Genomic DNA, 24660 nt, shown 5'->3' on the forward strand with positions numbered 1-24660 from the left:
CGCCTCCATTTGAATTCATACAAGGGTACTTGCCGGATGTTTACGGCGTTGATAGGCAAAGTCGCCTACCATCGCTGCTTAATATCGGGGAGCCTCCATTTATGACACGCATGCTTACGCAGACCATCCTTCTATGTTTTGTATTGAGTTTTTCGGCTTGTTCGTCGGGACCTTCGCTTCCTGAATACACACCAGATGACTTGGGCCCAAATCAAGTGGGCTACCTAACGTTCGAAGCGGTCGATGCCAGTCGTAATGACAGAAGCCTTGTGATCGATGTTTGGTATCCAGCCGACCCTGCTTCCACGACTGGCGCATCCGCCGCCACTTATCCTCTTTCTGCAATTTTTGGCATGGAGTCGGATGTGGCCCTTGACCAAGTAGCAGTGCGGCAGGACTCTCTTGCACTTCTGATATTCTCGCATGGTTATGGGGGCATCAATCGGCAGTCGATTGCTTTAATGGAAGCCTTGGCAAGTCACGGCTTTATTGTTGCAGCGCCCGAGCACACAGGAAATGCACAAAACTCGTTCACCGATACATTCGATGCAGCGGCAAGCAACCGGGTACCTGACTTAAGTTTTGTGATCGACACCATGCTTAACCGCAGCGCAGACGCCGATGACATTTTCTACAATCGAATCGATCCCGAATTGCTTGGCGCTCTAGGCCACTCTTTTGGTGGCATGACCGTAATCGGCTCTGCTACTGGCTGGGCTGGCGCTGAAGCCGACCCCCGTGTGAAGGCTATCGTACCGATGTCAGCTGTAATCGATAGAGAGATCCAAGAGGATGAGCGCGAAAGCGAAAATGGCGGGTTCTCGGCTGAGCAACTCGGCAATATCACCATACCCACCATGCTTGTCGGAGGCACAGAGGATATCTCGGTGCCTATAGAAAATAACGACATTGCCTTTTCACAAATCACGCAAGCCCCCGCTCTCTATAAAGTTGCTATTAGCGGAGCAAACCACACACATTTTACCAATGTATGCGACATTGGTGATTTCTTGATTGATACGGGCTTCGCCAAGGAGAACTGGGAAAACATGGGCGCCGGAGACTTAATCGACCCCTACAATGCTACTTGCACCGAAGAGGTATTTCCCATGGCGGAGTTCAATCGTTTACTGAACATTTTTGTTGTTTCATTTTTTAAATTGGAGCTTATGGGTGACGAAGCCTTCCAATCGTATCTCGGGGCCGAGTTTGCGTCTGGCGAGCCTGCGGTTGAGCTGAATATGAAGTAGCCGACAATCCTGTTTGTATTGTCAACGCTTTCAGCAGTCTCTTTATCCGCGAAAGCCTTGTATCAAGCATGAGATGTGCTTTGTTAATATTATTAGAGTTTAAACACAGTCCGAATCCAGCCCCGAGACAGAGACCCCCAACGTCTGGGGTCTCTACGCTATGAATGGGAACGTGGCGGAGTGGGTTTGGGATTGGTACAACTCGTTTCTCATAAACAACAACGGTGATGTCGTCAACGGCTGCAACCAAATAGCTCGATCGTCCAAGATTGAAGGGCCCCTACGAGGAGATGACCGAGTCAAAAGAGGCGGCGATGAAAACTCTTTCGTTCGCGATGCCCGCTCGGCCAGCCGCTCTCCCCACTCTCCGGATGGAAAATACAATGCGTTGGGCTTTCGAGTGGTTCGCACTCTTCCTTAAGCCACGAAATCCAATGGTGCTATTGCGCGCCGGACACCAAACGTAACCCTGAGGCCGTCAAACTGCGGCACAAATCCATTCCGCCATCTAGAGCGCTGCGACGTGAAATAAACGTGTGGGTAGCAACCTGTTCATCTGTATTGGCCTGGCAGGACCAAATCGCTGCATCAAGGTCTGCACCCGATCCGGCATCCGTCCAAATCATACTGCGCTCACCTGCAACCAAGTAATCGTCGTGAATGCATCGCGTAGCATTCGTATTGGGTATTTGTGTGTATCCCGTGAAAGCATAAACTCCTAAACAGGTATAACCTGCCGGCGCGATGCCGTGCCACAAAGAGATTCCCTTACCTGAATCCTCACTATCACTCCCGCTGCCCTCATCACTCCATAAGAGTTCGTAACCGATAGGCTCTACCAATGCTAAGGCGCTCTCTTTGATCACCGGAACGCTAAAAGAAGGCGCGTCACGGCTTCCAGACACCGCTACATCGCCCAAGGCATGGTAACCATCGGGCACAACTGGGCGCCAAAGGCTTAAGTCCTCGTTCGCCCCGCTTCCGGTATCATCGTAGAGACGGGTGTAATCCTGAATCAACTGATAGTCTATCAGTTCATTTTGAGACTGCGGCAAGACGTAACCTTGAAAGGCATCTAGTACTGGGCGACCCACCCACGCATCCGGGGTGTCTAAGCCCAACAAAGCTGCGGCCGTGGCTGGGATATCAAAAATGCGCGGCGTCCTGGTGATGAGCCCTGGCTTGACCCCGGGGCCCATGACGATAAACGGGATACAGCGCTCATCGTAAGTGTCTCCACCGTGACCTAAAAACATACCGCCATGATCTGCGGAAATGAGAACCGCGGTTTTATCCTGAATTCCAGCATCCTCAATGGCCGTAAGAATCTCCGAAACCAATGCATCTGCGTCTTCTACTGCCTCGACGTAAGGACAGCCCCCAGGAATCAAGCAATCGTCGTTGTTCTTCACCCACCCGGTAGCATGGCCGGCATGGTCAACGTGGTCTAAATGGATAAAGGTCAAGGTGGGCTTCGTGTTTTTTATGAAGTCGATAGCCGCCGCAGCAGTTTCATTTTCATCGCCGGGATCTTCTTTGATATCGGCAACATTGTCTTCAACGAGCCGCCCAAAGTCGCCCCAGTCATGAAACACACCAATCGTTGAGTCCGGGCGTTGATCTCTAAGAATTTTTACAATGGTATCCTCTGGAGCTGACTCGCCCACCGACCAACCATTCGAATAGACGCCATGACCATCGGTGCCTTGCCCATTAACCATGCTCATCCAATTGGTACTGCTTGAGGTCGGTAAGACATTTTGCATCGTTAACGAATAGGCAGCCTCCAGCATCAATTTATCCAAAGTGGGTGTTGTTGGCCCTTCAAAGAAGAGTCCGCCCATACCATCGATGCCGATGATCACCACGTGTTCAACAACCGGTAACTCAAAGGCTGTGGGAGTGTCTACCGTCTGATCGACGCCAGCATCGTCAGCGCTCTTGCAAGCGGCCAAAAGAGCCATAGCTAAGCACAACACAATAGACATAACTTGATTCATTCAATATCTCCCCAGCTCGTAAATTTATCTATTCAACATCTAATTTGAGAGAGCACCCATCGATTGGGTTGCCTTCAAAATGGGAATACACAACATGAGCCGCATACTGAACCGCGGCGTGGTCCCTGAGGTCATCGTTCGTAACAGATCCTCAGTGGATAAACATCACAAAGCAGTCAGACAAGCCAGGGTGCTTGGAGGATTCGCCGGGGGATTTGCAGAGAGAGATTAAGGACAGACGTTGGACGTCTCTCTTTTTTCAACGTTGACCTTAAACATGGGCCAGTTACAAACATCGGAGCCAAATCGCTCCCCATTGTTGCCCCATCCTGCACCGGTATAGCCGTGAGTTGGTTGCGAACGGTCATAGTTGGTCCAATTCCCGCTACAGGGCCGGTTGAACTCAGAATAACCAAGCGTTGGGTAAGAAGAAGTTGGCCAGTGTACGGCAACGCTGAATGATGGCGAAGTCATACCGGTCTCCGGAATAATCGACGAAAAATCAAATGACCACCAAGCCTGATACTGCACCTGCTCCGTGGGAAAGAGACCGCTGAGTTCGTCCACGGGTCCGCTAGGCGGTGCAGGTAAAACAACCCGCTCCCATTCAAGAGCATTCTTATCGAGCACTTGTCGAACCGCCCATGGCGTCGCCGCTGCAGGATCTGGAGCATCATAAACTTCAAGCTCAAGGTCCAGTTGGGCCGGCAAAGAGTTGAACTCTGATTCCGCCACCAAGACCAACACCTCCACCGAGCTGATTCTCCAGCTGCCTGTTTGGTCCAAAGCAGATGTGTCGAATTCCAGATTGATGGCATCTCGTAAACCGAGCCATCCCCAAGCATCTTCGAGGTTTGAAACCTGTTCAATATCGAAAGTATTTTCTTCAGAGACGCATAACTGCTGCAGGGTATCTTTGGCACAACCGGCAGTAAGAAGTGTGAGCAACACACAAGAAAGCGCAGAACGAGTCATTTTGAATTCTCCAAAACACAAGGTCATCTCTAAGTTGAACCTCCCAAAGCCAGCTCTCAAGCGTGGTCTCGGGGTAGAAGGACCTTGTCTATTTTTTTATTAGGGCAGGCGGGGTAAACCAGAAGCTTTGGAAGATGTATAGCGAAAAGCATCGACTCACGGGTAGGTACTCGTTTGCTCCAGGAGGCCCGGCCTTCAGTCAATGGGAAAGCGGGCGCATACTCGCTTAGGTACAGCAAAGGCATTGGCATAATTGCTGGCTGGGTAATCACGCACCAACACCGGTTCGCTAAAATACCCATCGCCGGTACCGAAGAGGATCACAGTCTTCGACGGCGCCGACCATGCCAAGAGATAATTGTACCCCACAATGACATCTTGTTTACCGTCGAAATCGAAATCGAAGTTCTGGGCAGAACCGCCTACTCCCGCATGCTCTCCGCCTGATTCCTCGGCCGGATTAATATCAAATGCCTCGCGGCACATTTCCAGGTCTACTCCGTAAATAGAATTGAGCTGGGTGCCTGGGTAAAACCAAGCGCTCCCGGCATCTCCATCATCGTCTAGACCCGTGATAATATCGCCGACCCCATCGAGATCGAAATCTCCAAATAGAATGGCATTCGCGGGCGAAGCGCCACAGGTTTGGCTATTGTGGGTAAAGAGAGGATCAGATGGCGGTTCAAAGGTACCATCGCCTCGCCCAAACAATACCGTAATAGGTACATTCGCCGAGTTGCCGCCGCTGCTGATTCTCAAAATAGCAATATCGCGGTTACCATCGCCATTTACATCCACCGCATCTCTTGATTGGCGATAGCTCCACTGCCCTTCCACCCAAGAAGTCACATCCAAAGCTTCACGAACCACGAAAGCACAGCCTTCGGGGTTTAGAGGCTCGTCGGTAGCAAAACACGTCGCCGTATCGATGTTTCTTTGGTTGCTGTAAAAATGCTGAACAATGGACTCGATGAAATTTGGCCTGCTTACTTCTAAGCCTATCAAGTCGACAACCTCGTCATTATCCAAGTCTGCAATGGTGCTAAAAGGGACACGTTGCGTTTGCCCAACAAGGCGCTGCTCTAGCTCATCTGATTTCGTTCTCCAAAACCACCACACATCATACACCGTGATGTCGTCGTTTGGATTTGGATCTGCAAGGGCAATGAAATCCATTCGACCATTGTCATCAAAATCTGAAATTGCGAATTGAACATAACGGTAGGTGTCGATTCCTGTGCCGCCATATTCAAGCCCCACCTGAACAGGCTCTTCAAAAGTGCCATCACGGTTAGAAAGCATCAGGTCGATGGTGCCGGCATCATTGCGAAACAAGATAAACTCGCGCCAAGGGTCCCGTGGATAAGGATCATCAATATCGTTGATGCCATCCAAGTCGGTGTCGGCTTGGTAAGGGTTGGAAACGCCGCAATCTTCACCGTAGACAAGCTCTTCGCCGTCACTGATACCGTCGCCATCGCTGTCATCGTTTTCGTTACACTCTCCATCGTTATTGGAGTCGGTTGCACCGGCTGGGTCTTGGGGGCAATCATCCTCACCATCGCAAAAGCCATCATTGTCGCTGTCTACAGATTCTTCAGCGTTTTCTGGACAGGCATCATCGGTATCGCACACCCCATCTCCATCCGTGTCTGAATTGTTGGTGCTCTCCGGGCATGGGTCATCTTCATCCGATAGGCCGTCGCCATCGCTGTCTAGCTCGGGATCATCGGAGGGCGCACTCGCCTCTGTTACGTCCGAGGGGTCGGCCAGATCAGCGGGCGTACTTGGATCAGTTGCTTGGGCAGTACCGGACTCACTGCATCCAGTACAAAGGGTAAACGCTAATACGACCAGCAGATAAAGAGAATGATGCATTCGAGATCTCCCCAAAATCCTCAGTTGGATTTATTGGGTTCAATTCTTACATCGAACCCGGACGGGAGGCGAATCTAGAATCACGCACGACGGACTGCCGCAGCTTGAGCAGCGGAGTTCGTTTTATTGGCGGTGATGAAAATGACCGTAGCGATTTGGTAATCCATGAGCTCTTCTCAATCTGTTCTCTGTGAACCTCGATTCACCGGCAATGGTCTCGAACTCTTCTTGATTATGGTAGGCATCTCTTCGGTGGTAACCTTTAGGTGTGAGCTGCCCCCGCTGTGCTCGGTAAACATGCACAAGTTCGTGTCCCAAGATGATAAATCGCGGCTGTGCGATTTCGTCGTCGGTGGATGGGTCCATGCCGCTGCGCATGCGCCCTGTGTCATAGTCAAACCCCGGGCTCCGATAAACCACAAAGGTGTCATCTTTAAGGTCGTTTGGAATATGCACCACCGAGCCGGACCCTTCGCCTTGTTTGCGAGGAGTTCGACGTGCTTTGCTTTCATTGAGTGGCTCTACCAGGCCGCCCTTGGTGCTCGTGGTGGGCCGAATCACAACGGGCTTAGTATGCTCAGCTATTTCACGCAGAAGTTGTCGGCCAAGCGGACTGCGAGATAATTTCAGCAAGTCGCCGCGAATAGCCTCCCGAAACCCGGGGCAACGTTTGAAAAACAGACCACAGAACCAAGGCTTCGTCGTTTCTTCCACGCTAAGCGATGTATCGCCGCTTAATATCGAGTCGATTAGAGCCAGTGCTGGTTTCACATCGGATGCATAAATCCACTCGCCTCGAATAGGTTGGGGTGCACCGTCGGCAATCACTTGCAATTGCTCGGTACCAAAGCCGTTGGTTGACCTATAATTGATACGACCTACGCGTTCAAAGCTGTCGTTGGCGGCCCTGAAAGAAGGTTCTGAAGCTTGGCTAGCAACCCCCGGCAGAGTTGACTGGGGAGCTACAGGTAAGGCTCTTGTTTCGGTGGCTACATGTGCACTGGCTAAACGCATCCTACTCTCCAGGGTCGACGGTTAAGGGGCGGCGGGCTCATCTACAAGATTTCCTCCACACGCTGGCATTATCGGGAAAAGTGCAGCGGTGTTTCGTCTAAATCACACCCAAACCCAAGCAGCTGTAATCATTGGGTTTTCAGCTCTCTTCCAGGAGGCATTGAAGCGAGAATTCAAGGAACATCTTTTCCTTTGGAACCACAAGCACTCCCCGCTATAAAACCTTGAATTGGGGTTAAACACGTAAGCATGGTGACTGAAGTACGATGAAGAAGCAGCAGACCATTGAAGAGCTCAACGCACAGCTCCACTCTTTGTACAAAGAGAAAGAGGAGCTGCAAGAGGCTCTGGGCGTCAGTGATGCGCGCGATATCATCCTCATGGTTCGCAATCTTGAAGAACAACTCTGCGCTCTCTACGCCGAACGCCAAGAGTCTTTAAACAATGAAAAAGAGTCATCATGAGTGAAGAGCTTCTTAGTAGCCAAAAGGCCGCTGCTATTCTTAAAGTCGCGGTATCCACAGTAAAGCGCTGGACCGACGAAGGACTCTTACCCTGCGTCAAGACTGCAGGCGGTCACCGGCGTTATGCCCTATCCGATCTTGAACGGTTTTCATCCTTGCAAGGAGGCATTGCCGACGAGATTCCCATGATGGATAAGGATAAAATCCACGATTTACCACTGGGTGTGATTGAGCTTGATGACGAGGGTAATATTATCTTCTACTCAAAGGGTGAGTCGAAACTTTCTGGATACAAAGCCGAAGAAGTCATGGGTCGGCATTTTTTTACCGACGTGGCGCCTTGCACCAACAACCGCATTGTTTACCGCCCGTTTCAAGAAGGTATTCTTAAAGGCGTGCTGAACATGGAAGTAAGCTACACCTTCACCTATGTGATGCGCCCTACGAATGTACGCTTGCACCTCTTTCGTCACCAAGTAACACAGACAAATTGGCTGCTGGTTTGGCACGAGTTGGCCACCGAGCAAGAGAGCACACCCGCGGCGGCAAGTATTGAAGAATAAGCCTGGTCTATACACATTCCTGCTTAATCTGTTTTTCAAGGCGCGAGGAGGCAAAGGATGGCCACGATCACTGCCGGAGTTGAGGCAAAACGCAGCCAGGGCAACTTGGTCTGGAAATTCGGATACGGCAGCAACATGCCCCAGGAGAACCTGCGCCAAAAGAAGGGCCTCGATCCCCAAGGTGCAAAGCCTCTGGCGGTCCTTCGAGAATTCTGGGACGAGCAATAAAGCGCCGCATCAATCCGGGTCGCAGGCACCATCGCAAGTTTGGCTGATCACACCATCACGAATCAAAGTGATGATTTGATTAAAACCAGGCTCACTGAATGTAGCGTCCGAATGGGTGCCATTGTCTTGAGCTGGAACCACTGCTTCATCTGGTGGATAATACTCAGCAAGATTTTCCGGCAACGTAAACTGCACCAAAGCCCCGCCGCGGCCAGTATCAGACTGCTCCAGCCCCCAAACATCTTCAACCGCCGGCGTAAGTTGTACCAAATCGAGATTTCTCGCCAACATGCGGGTGTTTAGGTTGGGCACTTGGCAGTCGCCAATGGCTTCTTGCAAAATTACTTTCGCTTTCAAAGAACCATCCTCTTGCTTCATCATATGCGAGAGGTTGATAGGATCTGTAAAATCAAACATACCTTGCAGAAACGAAACAAAGGCAAGCTGAGTGAGTGGATCTGGGTAAAGCTGATCTACAAACATTTTGATGGGCTGATAGACAACCGAACGCGGAAGCATTGTTGACCAAGCCCCGCCTGGTACCGCGAGTATCGCTCGGTCGATGCGATCGGATAAAGACGTGAGAGACGTTCCTTGAATCCCGCCTAAGCTGATTCCGTAATATCCAACCTTCTCGTCGCCAATAAGTGGCGCGTGGGCAACCTCCAGTGCTGGGTCAAACTGAAGAGCGCGAATCGTGAGTTCCATCAAAATAACGTTATTGATAAGAGACTGTTGCAAGCGGTCTGTAACCACCGACAAGCGGTTTAAATCTCCAACGACCTCGCTGATAATCAAGTTGCGATCGCCGCCAGAAAGACCGATCCAGTTGGTAGCAATCACCACAGACTCGGTTGCCTGAGCCATTGGGTGAGTACGCTCGTAAGCATTCGGGTGGTCGCTGATATAGCCCCAACCTTCACCAAAAATACCGTGACCAATCAACGTGAATCGTAAGTTTCCTTTTTCGTTGGCAACGGCCGGCGCACCCATCGTGAAGGGGTAATTACACATGCCCTGCATCACGGGGGTACCGTCTTCAGCATAAACAAGCTCGTTGGTCTCTGTGAGAAAGCACGGTACATCAAACGTGCCTTTAACAATCATCGACATATTTTCGTTGATGTCCCGCTCAATGGACTCGATTTGATAAGAGAAACCGTTTGCATCGACATAAGCGAGTGCTTGGTCGCGCATCGATTGAACAGGACCAAGAAGATGCTCTTCACTTGCTACAGCAAAATCCCAAGCTAGGAATAAGCCGGAGCGCTCGTGGCCGTAGTTTTCAAGTGTCGTAAAAAGCTCTTCGTAAGATGCGCGGTGTGCTTCAAGCGCTTCATTGTTCGACGGGCGATTATCTCTTAGCGCGATAAAGCCAGGTGACTCAGGCAACGGCTGGCCGTCAACATCCAATAAGCCTTTTTCAATCACCACTGCATGGCGGTGACCCATGGACATTGGCTTCATGGGACGAACAATCAAGGCAAAGCGGTCTTCAACATCACTTAAGTCTCGCAGGTTCGCATCCATCTCCAACATAAAAGGAAGTGAATCACCGGTGGTCAGATCGATCAGGTGGACTTTCTGTTCATCGGAGAGAGAGTCTCCAATATTGGATTGATCAATCAAAAACTCAGGCGCAACATCGACACCAAAGTGCAGAAGAATCGGCATGGCCGGCGAGGCGCCATCTGCGCGGTTGTAGCGGTCAAAGTTGACCGGCATTTCACCGGTAGGAAGCGCGAGGCCCTCTTGCTTATAGTCCCAGCGAACACCTGTGGGTGACGAGATATCCTCTCGCTCAAAAAATCGGCTCGGGATAGGAAACAAACATTCACGAGTCGACGCGATGGGGTTACAGCCTGGCTCAACATTCACTTCGATGGGCTCGGCTTGCTCCACCTCTGGCTCAGTTTCAGTATCATCACCGGGCGTAGTACCATTATTTTGTGGCTCGGAGGGTTCTGTTGTGGTCGATGGGTCACCCACCGGCTCTCCTGTATGACTTGGCTCAGAGCTAGTACAAGCGCCAAGAAGCCCGCATGAGGCAACCAACAAGAGAACGACTGATAGATTCAGGTGTAACTTTTTCATGGGCGGAATATCTAAGTTAGAACACGTTCTAGTCAATCCAGAAATGTCATGAGGAGTCTTGGAATTGCGCACCTCTCAACATCTTCGCAAGATCCTAAAATGACGAAACGATAAGTAGGACAGAAGTTTTCGCCCTAGTTTTTTGCGGCCACAAATTCAACGTTTTCTAAAATCGGTTGCATTTCGACCACTTAAAAATCTACCCCACAGTAAGATGCTAACAAGTCGGCGGCGTACTCGATGCTTGGCCGAGAAATGGCCCATTTTGGTACGCTTATTTGTCCCAAAATCAAATCGTAAGATCTACTTTTGTAAGCGAAGGTGAGGCTTCAGGGATGGGGAAACTCAAGAACGTAGTCTGCGGAACTGCGCTCCTTGATGCCTACTTTTAGCTGGTGAGAAGAAGGCATGGAGCCAGTGAACATTTCGCTTTATTTCAAATCGCGCTTGTTTAAACAGGGCAACCATGCCGAATCGGGTTTTGCCTGAGTCCAAGCCTTGAGATAGACCCGGCTCCAAACAGAATAACGCCAGATGAAAAATGGCCGGTGACCGGATGGCACATTTTCTTCCAACCGAAAACCCATAGCTTCCGAAACAAGATCTGTTTCAGTCACTTCATATTCTAAAAAGGGCGCATCCTCCGGCTCAGGCTCTAAGGAGGCTGCACCCAAGTCGCTCGGCTCTACCTCATTCTCTAAAACCGTTAGAGGGCTGCGTTCATAGAGCGCCGTAAGCTTAAAGACCGCAGGTGAATAAGCTTCCAAAAGTTCAGCGTCATTACTTTTAATCGTGAGATAAACCTTGTTAACGCCAGATACATCCGCGACTTCCATCGATTTGGTAAAGAGCCCCTGCCAACTGGTGCGGAACTTGATAGTATCGTAAAGGCTACAAAATTTAGAAATACGCTGATTAGCCATAAGGTATAGTATGTCGTCCAAGAACCCATTGTTTAAATCAAATGCTCAGCCCCCTGTTCGTAAAGAGAAGATGCTGCGCACTGCCGCATCAACGTCTGCCGGCGGCGTTAAAGCAGTTGTTGAGGCGCTGCGTCATGGCATGTTGGAAATGGGACCCATACGAACCGGCCAAACCTTACTCAAAGTCAATCAGACTGAAGGTTTCGATTGCCCTGGCTGCGCCTGGCCAGATCCTAAACACCGCAGTCAATTCGAGTTTTGTGAAAATGGGGCCAAAGCAGTGGCCGAAGAGGCGACCTTAAAACGCGCCGGTCCTAAGTTTTTCAAGAAACACAGCGTAGCTGAGCTGGGCCAGTGGACCGATTATGAACTGGGTCATGCCGGGCGTCTCACCCAGCCGATGGTGCTTGAGCCCGGCGCCACACATTATACAACGATTGGTTGGGAAGAAGCTTTCAAAGTTATCGCCGCCGAGCTGAACCAGCTCGCACACCCAGACGAAGCCGCGTTTTACACTTCGGGCAGAACCTCCAATGAGGCTGCGTTTCTCTACCAGCTCTTTGTTCGGCAATTTGGCACCAACAACATGCCGGACTGTTCCAACATGTGTCACGAGTCCAGTGGCCTTGCCATGGTCCCGATCATCGGTATCGGCAAGGGTACGGTCACCCTAGAAGACTTCGAAAAAGCGGGAGCGATTTTCATCTTTGGGCAAAACCCCGGTACCAATCATCCCCGGATGCTCTCCACGTTACGAGAGGCCAAAGCTGCCGGAGCAAAAATTGTCTCCGTCAATCCACTTAAAGAAGTTGGGCTTCAAAGATTCACTCACCCTCAAAAGGTGGGGGATTTTTTAGTCGGTGGGCGTGAACTCACAGATTTGTATCTTCAAGTTCGAATCAACGGAGACATCGCTCTTTTAAAAGGAATGATGAAAGTCCTTTTAGAAAACGAAGCGAAACACCCTGGCTCAGTACTGGATGAAGCCTTCATTGAGTCAAAAACTGAAGACTTTGAAGCATTCGCGGCTGATATCGAAGCAACTCCCTGGGACGAGATTGTGGAAGTTAGTGGCCTGCTCGAAAAAGATATTCGGCAAGCCGCTCAGCTCTACCAAGAGGCTGACGGTGTCATTATCTGCTGGGCCATGGGGCTTACTCAGCACGTCAATGGTGTGGCCAATATTCAGTCGGTTTTAAATCTTCTTCTCATGGGCGGAAATATCGGCAAGCCTGGAGCTGGGGCCTGCCCCGTGCGCGGCCACAGCAATGTTCAAGGCGACCGCACAATGGGTATTTGGGAGGCGCCTCCTAAGGAGTTTCTCGATCGACTCGGCGAGGTCTTTCACTTCGAGCCTCCTCGTGAACACGGACTTGCAGTGGTGCCAGTGATAGAAGCTATGAAGCGCAACGAGGTTAAAGTTTTTGTAGGTCTCGGCGGGAATTTTATCAGCGCCACCCCCGACACCGAGTACACAGCCGATGCATTGAGAACCTGTAAACTCACCGTTCAAATCTCAACCAAGCTCAACCGAAGTCACTTAATCACTGGGCACAGAGCGCTGATTCTTCCCTGCTTGGGCCGCACCGAAATTGACCAGCAGCCTAGCGGTCGTCAATTTGTCACGGTGGAGAACTCCATGGGCATTGTGCACAGGTCTCAGGGGCACCTAAACCCTGCCTCCAAGCATCTGCTGTCGGAGCCGGCCATTGTTGCCGGTATGGCCCAGGCAGCCCTTAAAACCAAAACGGGAACCGACTGGAACTCCCTGAGCCATAATTACAATATTATTCGCGACCTCATCGAGGAGTGCATTCCCGGGTTTGAAAACTTTAACGAACGGGTGGCCAACCCCCATGGCTTTTCGTTACCCAACGGGCCTCGGGAAGGAAACTTTACAACCCCTTCTGGAAAGGCTGCCTTCACGGTTCACCCAATCCCGAAGCATCAACTTAATCCGCATCAGTTCCTAATGATGACCATTCGCAGCCACGACCAATACAACACAACGATTTACGGTTTGGACGACCGGTACCGCGGTATCTTACAGGTACGGCGCGTTATCTTAATGAATGTCGACGATATGGCAGAGCAGAAGCTACAGGACGAGGATATGGTCAACATCCACAATACATTTGGCGGCCGTGAACGTGTGGCACAAGCCTTTAAGGTGGTGCCTTACGACATCCCGCGAGGATGCGTCGCAACCTATTTTCCAGAGGCGAATGTTTTGGTTCCGATTGATAAGTTTGCCAAGAAGAGTCTGACACCTGCGAGTAAATCAGTGGTTGTAAGCCTGGAGAAGGCGCCTAAAAATTAAGAGACGCTCCTACGATACCTGCCCCGCCCGACGAACTCCCACACACTCAACTTGGCTTGGAGCTAAAGCTTCTCCCAAGCGAACACAGCTGAGTACAAACGACTTATCCAAGCCGTCTGAATGAATTCATAAAATTTGAGATGAGATAAAAAAGAAGTGGCGGAGGAAGAGGGATTCGAACCCCCGGTAGGTCGCCCTACGCTGGTTTTCAAGACCAGTGCCTTCGGCCGCTCGGCCATTCCTCCAACCGAGGCCGGATCTATACCAAGTGCTTGAAACTTTCAACTCTTTGCGCTACTACCCGCCTCGCCTTTGGTGGAGTGGTGGCCGAGCGGCTGAAGGCGGTGGCTTGCTAAGCCATTGTACTGGGAGACCGGTACCGGGGGTTCGAATCCCCCCCACTCCGCCATTTGCAAATCTTGTAAATTCCCCTGTTAAATCAATAAGACAGAGCCTTTTTAATCAAGGGCAACGGGAATTTGCGTCCGATTTTTCGCCCCCCGCCCACTTCCAACCGATTCAATACAGAGCGTTAAAAAAGTACGCCGACCCAAAATAATCTCCTAAAGCACCTCTGAAACAGCCGTCAAAAGGCCTATTTTTCAGATCGCCGGGCCGTGGAAATGCATTTTTGAGAGTTAAAATTCTAGAAAATGATCTGATTTCTGATCGGATTCACCAATCACGATCAAAAATTTCTCTGCATTGAACCACTAAGACCCTGTTTTCACTGGGCTCTGACCAAGGAATTCAAAGAATTCCTTATGAGCCACATTTTCGGCTCAAACAAGCAACTGTCTAAGAGCTGAAGCGATACTCTCACTAACCAAGAGAACTTTAGACCAAGGATATCAGCATGCCCGCCATCACAAACAATCAGCCCATCACACACAATTACCTCAGTAACACTGCTTCAGCTCCATCTAGGGCTCCAGCCTCTCCCCAAGCGCAGCTCGAAGCCCTCAACCAGCAATATCCCAACCTCGACCAGAGCCTGGAGCAGGCCCGTGCCGACGTAGCTTCTTCAAAAGGTGCAGATACTTGGGCTGGCCTTAAGTGGTATGAGAAGGCTGTCTTCTTTGTCCCACCTTTCGGACCCCTTATTGGCGTCATGATGCTCGACTCCAACAAAGACATGATTCGTTCGGCGGATAACAAATTAGAGAAATTAGAAAACGTAGCCACCCAGAGAGACGCTCTGAAGTCGCAAATTGCGGCTAACCAAATAGACAGGTGGGTTGCATAAACTGCATCAAGCCTTGCGCACTTTTTGATAAAGCATAAATCCGCCAACCAAGAGAACGCTGAAAACAAGTAATATTGTTGCAGCTACACTTAAGGTGAGCGCACTTTTCAAAACCGCGACAAAAACGATGGCCACTAAAAACAAGGTGGCCACTTCATTTACCATTCTAAGCGACTTAGAACTCCACGTACTCGTTCCATCCATTAAACGGCGGTGAATAATTCCCAGCATGTAATGGTAACCTAAAAGTGATCCCACCAAACTCAATTTGATAATCAACCACGCAGGGACATTCCCGAAGAGTTGTACGTAGAGATGAGCAAGCCAGAGACCAAAAATCATCGTGAAGACCATGGCCGGAGTGGTAATCCCATTCCATAGACGCCTCTGCATGGTGCTTAGCTGCTCAATAAGTTCCGGGTTGTCGTTTCGCGCTCGGGCCTCGGTGTTGTAAATAAAGAGCCGAACCACATAAAAAAGGCCCGCAAACCAGCAAGTAAAAGCGATGATGTGAAGAGCTTTGACGATACCGTAGGTCATAAATACCTTTTGAAGGTTTCAGCTGGGACAATCAAGAGAGCGTTTTCGAAACCTGAGCACACCCACGAAAGCCAAAAGCCACCAAAGAGGCAATCCGGCTGCAGCACAGCCCTCTTCCCCGGGCTCAAAACCATTGTCGATTGCGTTTTGTAAAAAATCAAACTCGCAACCATTCGCAGGATCTCCGTCCACGTCGTAAAACCCAGTTTGGCAGCCTTGAAGCTTGCAAAGCCCAAGGTCACACAGACCATAACCGTTTTCCGGTGCACATGGGCTGTCACATGCGCCGCAATGCTCCATCGAAAAAGAAACATCGGTGCAAACACCGTCGCACGTTACGCATTCCGCACAGTCGTAACCTTCGTCCGGGCCTTGGAAGACACATAACTCACCCTGAGCCCCGCAGTCCCTGTTGCGCAAGCCATTGCGGGCGCACCATGTGAGAACATTGCCATCACAACTTCCGTAAAAATCGATCTCACCACATTCCTCAGGAAGACAAGCCCAACCCCGGGAGTTACCCCACCAGCCGCAGTACCTATCGGTTGCTCTGCAGTCTTCAATCCGCTTGTAGCCATCCACGCATTGAACCAGAATATCCTCTTCACAAGCCCTCGGGGTATCGTCTTCACATTTTTCGAAAACCGGAGGCAGGCCCATTGCCAAAGTTTCGTCGACCCAATCGGCCATTAAATCAACACGCGTGAGATGATCGACATCAACACAGGTTGAATCGCCCCACTGCTCCGTTCCCACAACAACCGGCGCCACATCGGCTGAAGGTTGCCAAAGAATTGGACCGCCAGAGTCGCCGTAACAAATGCCTTGTTCACCCTGACCATCTACAGTGACTGTTTCGGAGTCAAAAGAAGTGATTTTTACCGATGCGAAGAACTGCCCAGTATCGTTTGAATAGGTATTTCCGTATCCCGATGCATCTACCCATCGGTCTTCCCAACCTTCTAGGCTCTCTCGGTTCATGGCAATCGGCGTAAGATCGGCGACAAGCTCTGAGGCGTTGATACCTAAAATCAAGACCGCAAAATCCACCGAGGGGTGCTCAATAATTTGAGCAACTGGGATAAGAGCCAATGGTTCAAGAGGCAACATGCCGAAGCCAAAAAATATACGGTACGCCTGCTCACCCTCTGTGCAGTGACTGGCAGTAATGACCACTCGATCTGAGATTAAAGTTCCTGAACAAAACTCGGTGCCGGCTTCACCCGCTAAGTAGCCAATCGCATTGATCTGCCCTTGCGTTAGAAATGTGTTCTGTGGCTCACGGGTTCCGTTTACGATGGACTCTTCACACCACTGCGATGAGTCATCCAAAGACACCTCATCTAAGGGTGCGCAAGCACCCAGAAAACCGATAAAAAATACAGCTAAAAATCGATACATTCCATGGAGCTTAGTGTGAATGCCAGCAACTGACAATGCCTATTCCAAGCTTCCTGTGAGCAAGAGATAGCCGTCACCTGGGTCACGCTCGATAGATGAATTGGTAAGTTCCCAGATCGTTCCAGGCGGTACTACGCCCTCGCCCGCTAAAGCGGCAAGGTCAAATGCTGGAATCGGGAATGCTCCCAATGTTTCACCGAGTAAGTTCGGAATCAAAAGCTCCAAGATCTTGGCGAGTAAGTCGCTCATCACACCTTGGTAGCCTACGTCATCAATTTGAACCACTTCAATGTAAGCGCTGTAATCGTCGTTAACGAGCAGCTGCAACTGATTCGTGGTTGGATCGATATCGATGGACCCGCCAACAATGGTGGAGAGATAAGCACCTATATTGAGTACGCCCACGCCATCGGTCGATGGTTCAGAGCCGAGTAGGCCCGCAATATCAATCTGAGCTTCAATCCAAACATCACCAAGACCAATATCCACTTCGTAACCAGAACGCCCTGGCATGAGCACAGGAGGCAGCTCCGCATTAAACGATAAACTCACCACGTCACTGAAGTCATCGTCCCCGCCAGAGCCCAGTTGGCCAACCGTTTCCATCAAGTTGTCAAAGCTTAAACCGCCGCCATACCACATAGCCCAGAGTACCTGGTTAACCATTTCATCCTTCAAACCAATCCCGAAGTTATAATCGGTTCGGCTAAAGGCAGGCATGGTGCTCTCTCGTTTAAGTGAGCCGCGTGCATCGTTGGCAATCATATCGCCTTGAGTGCTTGGATAGAGCTGAGTACCGAGACCAATTTCGCCGTAACCTGGCTGACCGTTGAATGAACCTTGGAACTCCGCGTGGTCCAAAGCACTTGCCACGTTAAGCGTCATGTCGATCGGCTCAGGAATGTCGAAACCGTTGTCTAAGATAAAACCGCTCAGTAAATCTTCCATCGTGTCTGAAAGCGTGTCGCGTAGGGCATCGGAAATGGCATCCACCAACTGGTCTTCAACGAGTGGAACTACAATGTCGGTAACAATATCGCAGAGGAAATCTAAGATGCCGCAATCAAGGTTTACGTAAAGACCAGAGGTTTGAACGTTAAGAGAGCTCAGCTCAACTTGAGGCTGCCCATTAACAACATCAATATTTAGCGTGGCGTCCACATCGGCGTTGCTTAGGCCAACCCAGCCGTTCACACCGATTTCTGCAGGTCCAACGCCGCTGATTCCAGCACACACAATAAGTGCGCCATAGGCATAAATTGGAAAGTCAAAATCGGAAACCGTCATACTCAATTCCATGCCGCCATCGATGGCCTTCATGTAATTGATCCAAGGACCCGCCACATTGATCTGGCGATTCGCGTTGGGGTCGCGCCCAACCCAATAGCCTGTATCACTCGTAAACTCGAACCAGCTGCATGAAGATGGGCTTAAGGAGTCTTGCGCGAAGGCTGTTCCCGGAGGCGCAATCTCGTTGAAGTCGATGTACTGAAGAACCACTTCACCCAAGGTCGCCAAATCGTCGACATCGCTTCGGTCGTAGTCATCAATGATTGGCTGGTTCATGTGGGCGATGATGCCTTGGTCAGCCACCGAACTGTTACTCGTAGAGGTCAACGCCGGGTAATACTCTGGGCTTCGCAAATACGACTGAGCAATCACACGCCTGTTGCCACATTCATCTACCGCTTCACCATTAACAATCGTAAGACCCCAGCGGCTGTCTTGTGGCTGCGAAAAGTTTTCCGACGTACTCGCACCGCTGACGCTCAAATCAGTATTGTTGATGGAAAGTGCGGTCACGAAACTTAGAGAGTCATTGACGCTACCGTTAACCCAAATTTGTTGATCGCCATTTCCACCAGACTGCAGCATTTCTGCGCGGTTCGGTGAGTCCACCACAATCCTCGGAGGGGTTGAATCAACCCGCACGTTCAGGGCGAAGGGTTCAATGGTACTTTCTGGATGCTGCTCGCTTAGGACCTCAACCGTTAAGTCGTAATCCGCTTCTGCCTGAAGCCGGTAGGTACCGTCTCCCATGGCTACAAAGCCATCTTCGGGAACCGATGTGACTTGCACCGAAACGTTGGGAACAACGTTGCCCCAGTAATCGTACACAACCCAATCAATTGGGATATTGCGGTCTTGCCAAAAACAGTCTTGGTCTAGAGCATCCACGCCCCACGAGAAAGGAAGGCCGGGAACGACCGTCACAATCGCCGGAGACTCATCCCCGCCCGTATAACCAGGTGTTGTACAGTGAACCCAGTACTGTCCGGTAACCGTCGCGCTGAAATCCATGTCACCCATCACGAGGCCGTCATACGAAGCACCCATCGCAGCCGAAGGCACCACGGTCACGCTCGTTGTAACACCCTCAAGCGGGTTGCCGTATGAGTCGGTATAGGTACAGCTCACGCCCACGACCTCAGTGGGAGAAACAACATCTGCGGTAATCGTCGTCTGACTTTGCGCCGGGAATCCTGGCAAAACAGTAAGCTGCTCTGGCGTAACATCAACCACACCATTGGCAAGCTCACACGCCACCGGATAAGTCCCCACGAGGGTTCCGCGCAAAACATACTGGCTGGCGATTCCAAGATGGCGTTCAACAATTGGGTCCGTCGCAATTTCAATATCGCGTACGTTCAGAGAGGTTTCGTTGCCATAAGCATCAAACATCTGGCAATCCACACCGACGGCTACGCCCGCAACTGCACTCGTCGCATCTAGCCGAGTTTCCACCGCCACAGGCTCGCCCGGCTCAACGGTGAATTTATCACCCGAGATATCGGTCACTGCACCATCGCTTGTTCCGCAAAAAACGATGTATTCGCCCACCGCGGTTGGCGTGATCGTAAAGCGGTCACTCGATTCACTCAGGACTTCAATCACTGGTGCCACACGAGCGGTTAGCTCCAGCGCAGCCGCGGCCACTCCATCCTGCACACCCAGCAGCTCACATTGCACCTGCACAACGTCGCCAGCCTGGACGTAAGGGTTCAGGACCGTTGTTGTCACGCTCCAGCTGCTGCGGTCCAACGGCACGGTGTAACCATCAGGAATATCCATCCCGGGCGAACGTATGCCGCACCCGGCCAAAACTAAAATCGATACTATGGGGAGGTATTTATTCAACATGATAAGACCATAACGAACAGAATCTAATTGGGCATGCCGCGCCGCGTCAAAAACAGGTTCATCTTGACCCCGGCGGGCGTGTTTGCTTTTCTGCCCATGAAGGAGAGCTAAGTTAGTGCCATTGAACGAAAATTTCGGTGATTACATGCTTTTGGAGCAGGTCGGCATCGGCGGCATGGCTGAGGTCTACTTGGCGCGCCGTACGGGTATGGCGGGCTTTGAAAAAGACATCGTCATCAAGCGCATTCGACCTCACCTCACCGAGCAAAGAGCCTTCGTCAATATGTTCCTTGGCGAGGCAAAACTTGCCGCTCAGCTCATCCACCCCAACATTGTGCACATCTATGATCTCGGCCGGATCGAGGACAGTTACTTCATCGCCATGGAGTATGTAGCCGGGCAAGATATGAGCGCCATCATCCCCAAAATCAAAGAGCGGGGCATTCATCTACCTGTAGAATATGCATTAAAAATAGGTAGTTCCGTGTGCGAGGCCCTTAATTACGCGCACAACCAAAACGATACCCAAGGCAAGCCGCTGCAAATTGTTCACCGCGATGTTTCACCGGAAAATATCCGAATCGCCTGGACTGGAACCGTCAAAATTCTCGATTTCGGCATCGCCAAAGCGGCCACTCAAATGCACGAAACCAAGGCCGGGGAAATCAAAGGCAAGCTCTGTTACATGTCGCCCGAACAGGTGCTGGGAAAAGAAGTCGACAAGCGCTCGGACATCTTTGCATTGGGCTGCGTTCTTTACGAAGCGCTTACAAGTTTTAAACTTTATTCTGGCAGTAACGATCTCGATATTATGAATCAGATCATCGATGGCCGAATCTACCCGCCGAGCTACTTCCGAGATGAAATCCCGGCCCGAGCCGAAGAAATTATCATGAAAGCGCTTCAGAAGGATCGCAAGAAGCGTTACCAAACTGCACAAGAAATGCAGATGGATATCGATGACTTTCTAGCCCAAAACGAGTTCACCCCGTCGAATATGCACTTGGCCAACTTTCTCAAGCAGCAATTCAAGGAGGAACTGGCCGACGAGCAACAACGTAGGCGGATGGACACTCCAACATCGTCCAAGCAGCCAAACAGTCCCCCACCGCCGCCCAGTATTTCCGCGGTCACATCCCACTCAACACCCTCGAGCCAGCGCCTGGCCCGTCAGCTCACACCCGGAACAGCCGAACTTCAGCTTACGGTCCCCAACGATACCCTTGAGCGCCTAGAGCGCCTGGCTGGCAAGAGAAAACTTAGCCGTGAAGAAGTACTTCGCGACATCATTGAGCACTATCTAAAGTACCACTGAGTCAAGACAGCTCCGCCCCACAGATGCCTATTGTGTCACTTAGGCAAACCAGTCATCATTTGAAGTAAGAGACGTCAAAGTGTGGCGGCACGTGCCAATGGATTGTTTATGAACAAGAAAATCCTAGTGATTGATGACGATGAAAACATTCAAACGCTGCTGCGACAGCTTCTGAAGTCCCTCCAATATGAGGATATCCACTGCGTTGGCACCGGGCTCGAAGCGCTCGATTACCTCACAGACCACACGCCAGACCTTATCTTTTTAGATGTAGATATGCCCCGAATGGACGGCTGGTTGATGTGCGAAATCATCAACAACGTCAAACGTTGGAAAAAAATCCCAGTGGTATTTCAAAGCGCGCTGGTCGGCAGTGAAAATATCAAACGCGGTATTTCACTGGGTGCTCACTCTTATCTCGAAAAGCCCTATACACGTGAAGGTGTAAGCGAAGTACTCGATGCCGTTTTCAATGCCCAGGAGCATGAAGCGCCGACCACCCCTGAAATCAACATGGTCGTAAAACAAGTTGCTGAGGCAACCAAGCAAACCTTCAACCTGATGCTTGGAGCTCAAACCCATATCTTGAAGGTGAACAATCTCGACGCAAAAATCCAGGACCGAAATTGGGACTTCGCCGGCATGATACCCGCAGAAGGCGTGGCCGATATTGAGATCAGCATGGGTTGGTCACGTGACCTCGCGGCGTCCGCAGCCTGCGCCCTCATGCAAATGGACCCAAGCGAGCTGGACGACGATTTAATTCTCGACAGCATGCAAGAAATTCTCAATATGGTTCTTGGGTCAGCAGTTCGAATCATCGGGAAAACATTCCCCGTCAAACTCTCACTGCCTTCGGGCGGACAAGACTGCGGAATTCCTTACAAACAAACCGCTCGGCATAAATTCAAGGTTGACGTAAAAACTCGAAACTGGATCTTCCCAATCGTTGTGACGGTGGTACCACCCGATCAGATGCAGGCGGCTTAAAGGCCGTGCAATGACTCTCCTTCAACAATACGTGGAGAGTCTTTCCCTAATAGCCCATGGTGGATAACAGCTCGTGCCAACTCCGTGTTGGTGATGGAACGGTATCGGTCTCTTAAACGCCCTGCCCCGATCAAACCCATGGTGCCCAGCAAAACGTCACTTAGACCTGCTCCTATGCGCTCCATTGGCCTCGCATCATCTCTACCTTCTCCCGTAATGAACGAGGGGCGAATTGAAACGAAATTATCATAAGACTCTCGCAGAGCCTCTTCAATGCGGTGTCTCACTTTGAGATAGTCACCTTTGGCCTTCGGCCCAGAACCCGCCGAAGAGAGGTAGACAAAACGAGGTTGCGAAGTCATTTTCTGCCCAGCAACCAGGAGCTCCATCGTTAAACCGTAATCGACTGTTTCGTAAGTGTTCAGTGAAGCATCGCCACCCGATCGCCCCACTCTCTTTGCCCGTGCCTTGGTTGTTCCCAGTAAGCCAAACACATGCGTGGGCTCTAATTCCTTCAATCGTTCTTCAAAAGCCTGGGCTCGCCAAGAGGTCGTATCGAGATAAACGCCAGCGTCTTCTGCATAACTTTTCCAGCGCTCGAGCTGCCGCGAGTCTGGCCTAACATGCATGTAAGTTTCGATGTTTTGCTCGCCAAGCAAACGAGCCACTTCACGGCCCGTGTAACCTGTGGCCCCAGCAACAAAAGCACGTATCGGAGAATCGTTTCCCATCTAGATAACTTCTAGCGCATACCGCGGCGGCGGTCGTTTTGATTACGTCGTCGATAAAGCTCGTTGAGCCGCTCAACCGGGTCGTAAGCCTCTAAACCGTCAGCACCTGACTGGGGGTGATGGGCAAGCCAAATTGTATAATCGGCAATAAGTTCCATCATTTTTTCCCAAGCGCTCATCTCGCTGTAGGCCGTGGTGAACATTTCCGCCACTTCCCAAATACCTGGAGCCAACCGCCCGAATTCCTTCAAACCTTCACGTAAAATCTGTTGTTTCCGGGTGTTGATGAGCCCAAAAAGTCCTCTCGAGCGCATGTGGGTACCGTAAAAAATCAAAGCCCAGGCCCGGTAAATACGGGCACCTGGCACAGCTCCAACCAGCGCAGTCATTTCAGAGATAAAAGTCTCCACCCGCTGTACATCGCGCCGGGTATCGAGCCTGAAACCACCGGATGGGCTCGGTAGGGGGTACATAAAATTATCCCCAAAGAAATCTTGAAGAGCTAAACCGTAGCGCCGAAAATCAATTTCAGAAGGCGGTTCTACTTCCAGCTGCGGTTCACCCTGCAGCTCTGGCTCTTCCTCGACAATTTCTACGTCAGAAAGATCGTCGATCGATACTTCGTCTCGTCCCGGCTCAAATCGTGGATCGGCCTGAAGAATCGACATTTCGAAAATTTTCCACAAAGCCACCAACGCTGGCTCCGTGCCGACCAATTGCTCTCGAAAGGCTGTGAAACGCCCCGCTGCCCGGAGCTCTTCCAAAATATAGGGATACTGGGATTTTGCCTGGGCCTCGTCGTGATTCGCGGCTAAATCAAAACATATCAATGCAGAGGCCACCACGGATGCCTCATCCGCGCGGCGGCTCAGGTTTTCGTAGTAGCGTTGAAGAGTCTCGCAGTCTAACTCGCCTTGGCTATAACACTGTCCAAGCGCCGCACCGGGTTCTAATCGCGAGGTTTCCTGGTGAAATCGAGCTAAATCCATCAATCACTGGACTCAGCGACCAGATCGGCGAGGGTTGTCTGGTGTAGAATGGCCTGCATTTGACTCAGCGCATGATTGAATCGGGTGCGGATATGATCGGCTCCCACGATATCAAGTCGGTCGGCCTCCCCTAAGCGCTCGTTTTGGTAATGAATCTGTTCCGGCGCGCCTTCCAGCACTTCGATGACCTCGCCCATTGAGATTTCGAGTGGCGTTTTTGCTAAGAGGTAGCCGCCATGTGGTCCACGCACGCTTTTAACCAGTCCCGCAGCTCGTAGCTGAACCAAAAGCTGCCGGAGATAGTCTTCTGGAATCTGCTGTCTTTCCGCAATCGCGTGAATTTGAACAGGTTTCCCATGTTCAGCACGTGCAGCTAAATACACCAGAGCCCGAAGCCCGTAATCACCCCTAGAACCATCTTTCATAAGGCTTCGATACTATGGATGGGCCGGTTCAGAGTCAAACGATAGGATAGCTACATCGCAATCAAAGAAGGGCGCACGGGCGTATTTTTGAACTTTGGGTCACTTAAAGTCAGCTCTACGGCCACTTTCACCCTCTTACCGGTCGATTCGTTTCATCTCTATGTCCTTAAAAA

General features: G+C 50.9%; 21 protein-coding genes and 2 tRNA genes. 10 read left to right on the plus strand and 13 right to left on the minus strand.

Annotation, left to right across the window (positions count from 1 at the left end; translation table 11 throughout):
• Positions 1–101: 101 nt before the first annotated feature.
• The gene (locus HOK28_18030; protein ID MBT6435003.1) at positions 102–1250 is read left to right on the plus strand and encodes a hypothetical protein; all 1149 of its coding nucleotides are present in this window, start codon (positions 102–104) and stop codon (positions 1248–1250) included.
• A 160-nt stretch (positions 1251–1410) separates the two neighbouring features.
• Positions 1411–1671: an SUMF1/EgtB/PvdO family nonheme iron enzyme gene (locus tag HOK28_18035; GenBank protein MBT6435004.1), complete on the plus strand. Its 261-nt coding sequence runs from the start codon at positions 1411–1413 to the stop codon at positions 1669–1671.
• Positions 1672–1690: 19 nt separating this feature from the next.
• Here the strand turns inward: HOK28_18035 and HOK28_18040 are convergent, their stop codons facing one another.
• The 4 genes from HOK28_18040 to HOK28_18055 all read right to left on the minus strand — a co-directional run bounded on the left by HOK28_18040 (position 1691) and on the right by HOK28_18055 (position 7117).
• Complete coding sequence (locus HOK28_18040) at positions 1691–3250, minus strand: sulfatase-like hydrolase/transferase (GenBank protein MBT6435005.1); 1560 nt, start codon at positions 3248–3250, stop codon at positions 1691–1693.
• 228 nt (positions 3251–3478) lie between these two features.
• Positions 3479–4225: a hypothetical protein gene (locus HOK28_18045; GenBank protein MBT6435006.1), complete on the minus strand. Its 747-nt coding sequence runs from the start codon at positions 4223–4225 to the stop codon at positions 3479–3481.
• A 195-nt stretch (positions 4226–4420) separates the two neighbouring features.
• Positions 4421–6103 carry a hypothetical protein gene (locus HOK28_18050; protein MBT6435007.1) on the minus strand — a complete coding sequence of 561 codons (1683 nt, stop codon included), beginning with the start codon at positions 6101–6103 and terminating at the stop codon, positions 4421–4423.
• A 123-nt stretch (positions 6104–6226) separates the two neighbouring features.
• Positions 6227–7117 carry a hypothetical protein gene (locus HOK28_18055; protein ID MBT6435008.1) on the minus strand — a complete coding sequence of 297 codons (891 nt, stop codon included), beginning with the start codon at positions 7115–7117 and terminating at the stop codon, positions 6227–6229.
• 266 nt (positions 7118–7383) lie between these two features.
• On the opposite strand from HOK28_18055, the gene HOK28_18060 reads away from it, so the two are divergent.
• Genes HOK28_18060 through HOK28_18070 form a run of 3 tightly spaced genes read left to right on the plus strand, consistent with a single transcriptional unit; the run spans position 7384 to position 8372 of the window.
• Positions 7384–7581, plus strand: coding sequence for a hypothetical protein (locus tag HOK28_18060; GenBank protein ID MBT6435009.1), 198 nt, complete (start codon positions 7384–7386; stop codon positions 7579–7581).
• The gene (locus tag HOK28_18065) at positions 7578–8144 is read left to right on the plus strand and encodes a helix-turn-helix domain-containing protein (protein ID MBT6435010.1); all 567 of its coding nucleotides are present in this window, start codon (positions 7578–7580) and stop codon (positions 8142–8144) included. The genes HOK28_18060 and HOK28_18065 overlap by 4 nt, the downstream gene beginning before the upstream one ends.
• Before the next feature lie 57 nt (positions 8145–8201).
• The gene (locus tag HOK28_18070) at positions 8202–8372 is read left to right on the plus strand and encodes a hypothetical protein (GenBank protein MBT6435011.1); all 171 of its coding nucleotides are present in this window, start codon (positions 8202–8204) and stop codon (positions 8370–8372) included.
• A gap of 9 nt (positions 8373–8381) precedes the next feature.
• On the opposite strand, the gene HOK28_18075 is transcribed toward HOK28_18070, so the two are convergent.
• Together HOK28_18075 and HOK28_18080 are read right to left on the minus strand one after the other, a co-directional pair.
• Positions 8382–10466 (minus strand): hypothetical protein, encoded by a 2085-nt coding sequence (locus HOK28_18075; GenBank protein MBT6435012.1) that lies wholly within the window; start codon positions 10464–10466, stop codon positions 8382–8384.
• A gap of 431 nt (positions 10467–10897) precedes the next feature.
• A complete protein-coding gene (locus tag HOK28_18080; protein ID MBT6435013.1) occupies positions 10898–11410 on the minus strand; it encodes a hypothetical protein in 513 nt (170 codons plus the stop codon).
• Between HOK28_18080 and HOK28_18085 the strand changes: the two genes are divergently transcribed.
• On the plus strand, positions 11400–13709 hold the full coding sequence (locus HOK28_18085) for an FdhF/YdeP family oxidoreductase (GenBank protein MBT6435014.1): 2310 nt from the start codon (positions 11400–11402) through the stop codon (positions 13707–13709). The genes HOK28_18080 and HOK28_18085 overlap by 11 nt on opposite strands.
• Before the next feature lie 157 nt (positions 13710–13866).
• Here the strand turns inward: HOK28_18085 and HOK28_18090 are convergent.
• Positions 13867–13954, minus strand: a tRNA-Ser gene (locus HOK28_18090).
• A 72-nt stretch (positions 13955–14026) separates the two neighbouring features.
• Between HOK28_18090 and HOK28_18095 the strand changes: the two genes are divergently transcribed.
• Positions 14027–14118, plus strand: a tRNA-Ser gene (locus HOK28_18095).
• Positions 14119–14565: 447 nt separating this feature from the next.
• Positions 14566–14955 carry a hypothetical protein gene (locus HOK28_18100; GenBank protein MBT6435015.1) on the plus strand — a complete coding sequence of 130 codons (390 nt, stop codon included), beginning with the start codon at positions 14566–14568 and terminating at the stop codon, positions 14953–14955.
• 6 nt (positions 14956–14961) lie between these two features.
• Here HOK28_18100 and HOK28_18105 read toward each other — a convergent pair whose 3' ends face one another.
• From HOK28_18105 to HOK28_18115, 3 genes are read right to left on the minus strand one after another with little or no spacing between them, the layout of a single operon-like run.
• Complete coding sequence (locus HOK28_18105; GenBank protein ID MBT6435016.1) at positions 14962–15495, minus strand: protoporphyrinogen IX oxidase; 534 nt, start codon at positions 15493–15495, stop codon at positions 14962–14964.
• A gap of 18 nt (positions 15496–15513) precedes the next feature.
• Entirely contained in the window at positions 15514–16932 is a 1419-nt protein-coding gene (locus tag HOK28_18110) for a trypsin-like serine protease (protein ID MBT6435017.1), read from the minus strand.
• A gap of 3 nt (positions 16933–16935) precedes the next feature.
• Complete coding sequence (locus HOK28_18115; GenBank protein ID MBT6435018.1) at positions 16936–20037, minus strand: hypothetical protein; 3102 nt, start codon at positions 20035–20037, stop codon at positions 16936–16938.
• A 145-nt stretch (positions 20038–20182) separates the two neighbouring features.
• Here HOK28_18115 and HOK28_18120 point away from each other — a divergent pair, with 145 nt between their 5' ends.
• Together HOK28_18120 and HOK28_18125 are read left to right on the plus strand one after the other, a co-directional pair.
• On the plus strand, positions 20183–21352 hold the full coding sequence (locus HOK28_18120) for a protein kinase (GenBank protein ID MBT6435019.1): 1170 nt from the start codon (positions 20183–20185) through the stop codon (positions 21350–21352).
• Between the two features lie 108 nt (positions 21353–21460).
• A complete protein-coding gene (locus HOK28_18125; GenBank protein ID MBT6435020.1) occupies positions 21461–22342 on the plus strand; it encodes a response regulator in 882 nt (293 codons plus the stop codon).
• Here HOK28_18125 and HOK28_18130 read toward each other — a convergent pair.
• Genes HOK28_18130 through HOK28_18140 form a run of 3 tightly spaced genes read right to left on the minus strand, consistent with a single transcriptional unit; the run spans position 22339 to position 24487 of the window.
• A complete protein-coding gene (locus HOK28_18130) occupies positions 22339–23073 on the minus strand; it encodes an NAD-dependent epimerase/dehydratase family protein (protein MBT6435021.1) in 735 nt (244 codons plus the stop codon). The genes HOK28_18125 and HOK28_18130 overlap by 4 nt on opposite strands.
• Before the next feature lie 11 nt (positions 23074–23084).
• The gene (locus tag HOK28_18135) at positions 23085–24062 is read right to left on the minus strand and encodes a hypothetical protein (protein MBT6435022.1); all 978 of its coding nucleotides are present in this window, start codon (positions 24060–24062) and stop codon (positions 23085–23087) included.
• Positions 24062–24487 carry an Rrf2 family transcriptional regulator gene (locus HOK28_18140; GenBank protein MBT6435023.1) on the minus strand — a complete coding sequence of 142 codons (426 nt, stop codon included), beginning with the start codon at positions 24485–24487 and terminating at the stop codon, positions 24062–24064. Before HOK28_18140 ends, HOK28_18135 begins: the two co-directional genes overlap by 1 nt.
• Positions 24488–24660: the final 173 nt, after the last annotated feature.

Source organism: Deltaproteobacteria bacterium (assembly GCA_018668695.1).
Taxonomy (GTDB): domain Bacteria; phylum Myxococcota; class XYA12-FULL-58-9; order XYA12-FULL-58-9; family JABJBS01; genus JABJBS01.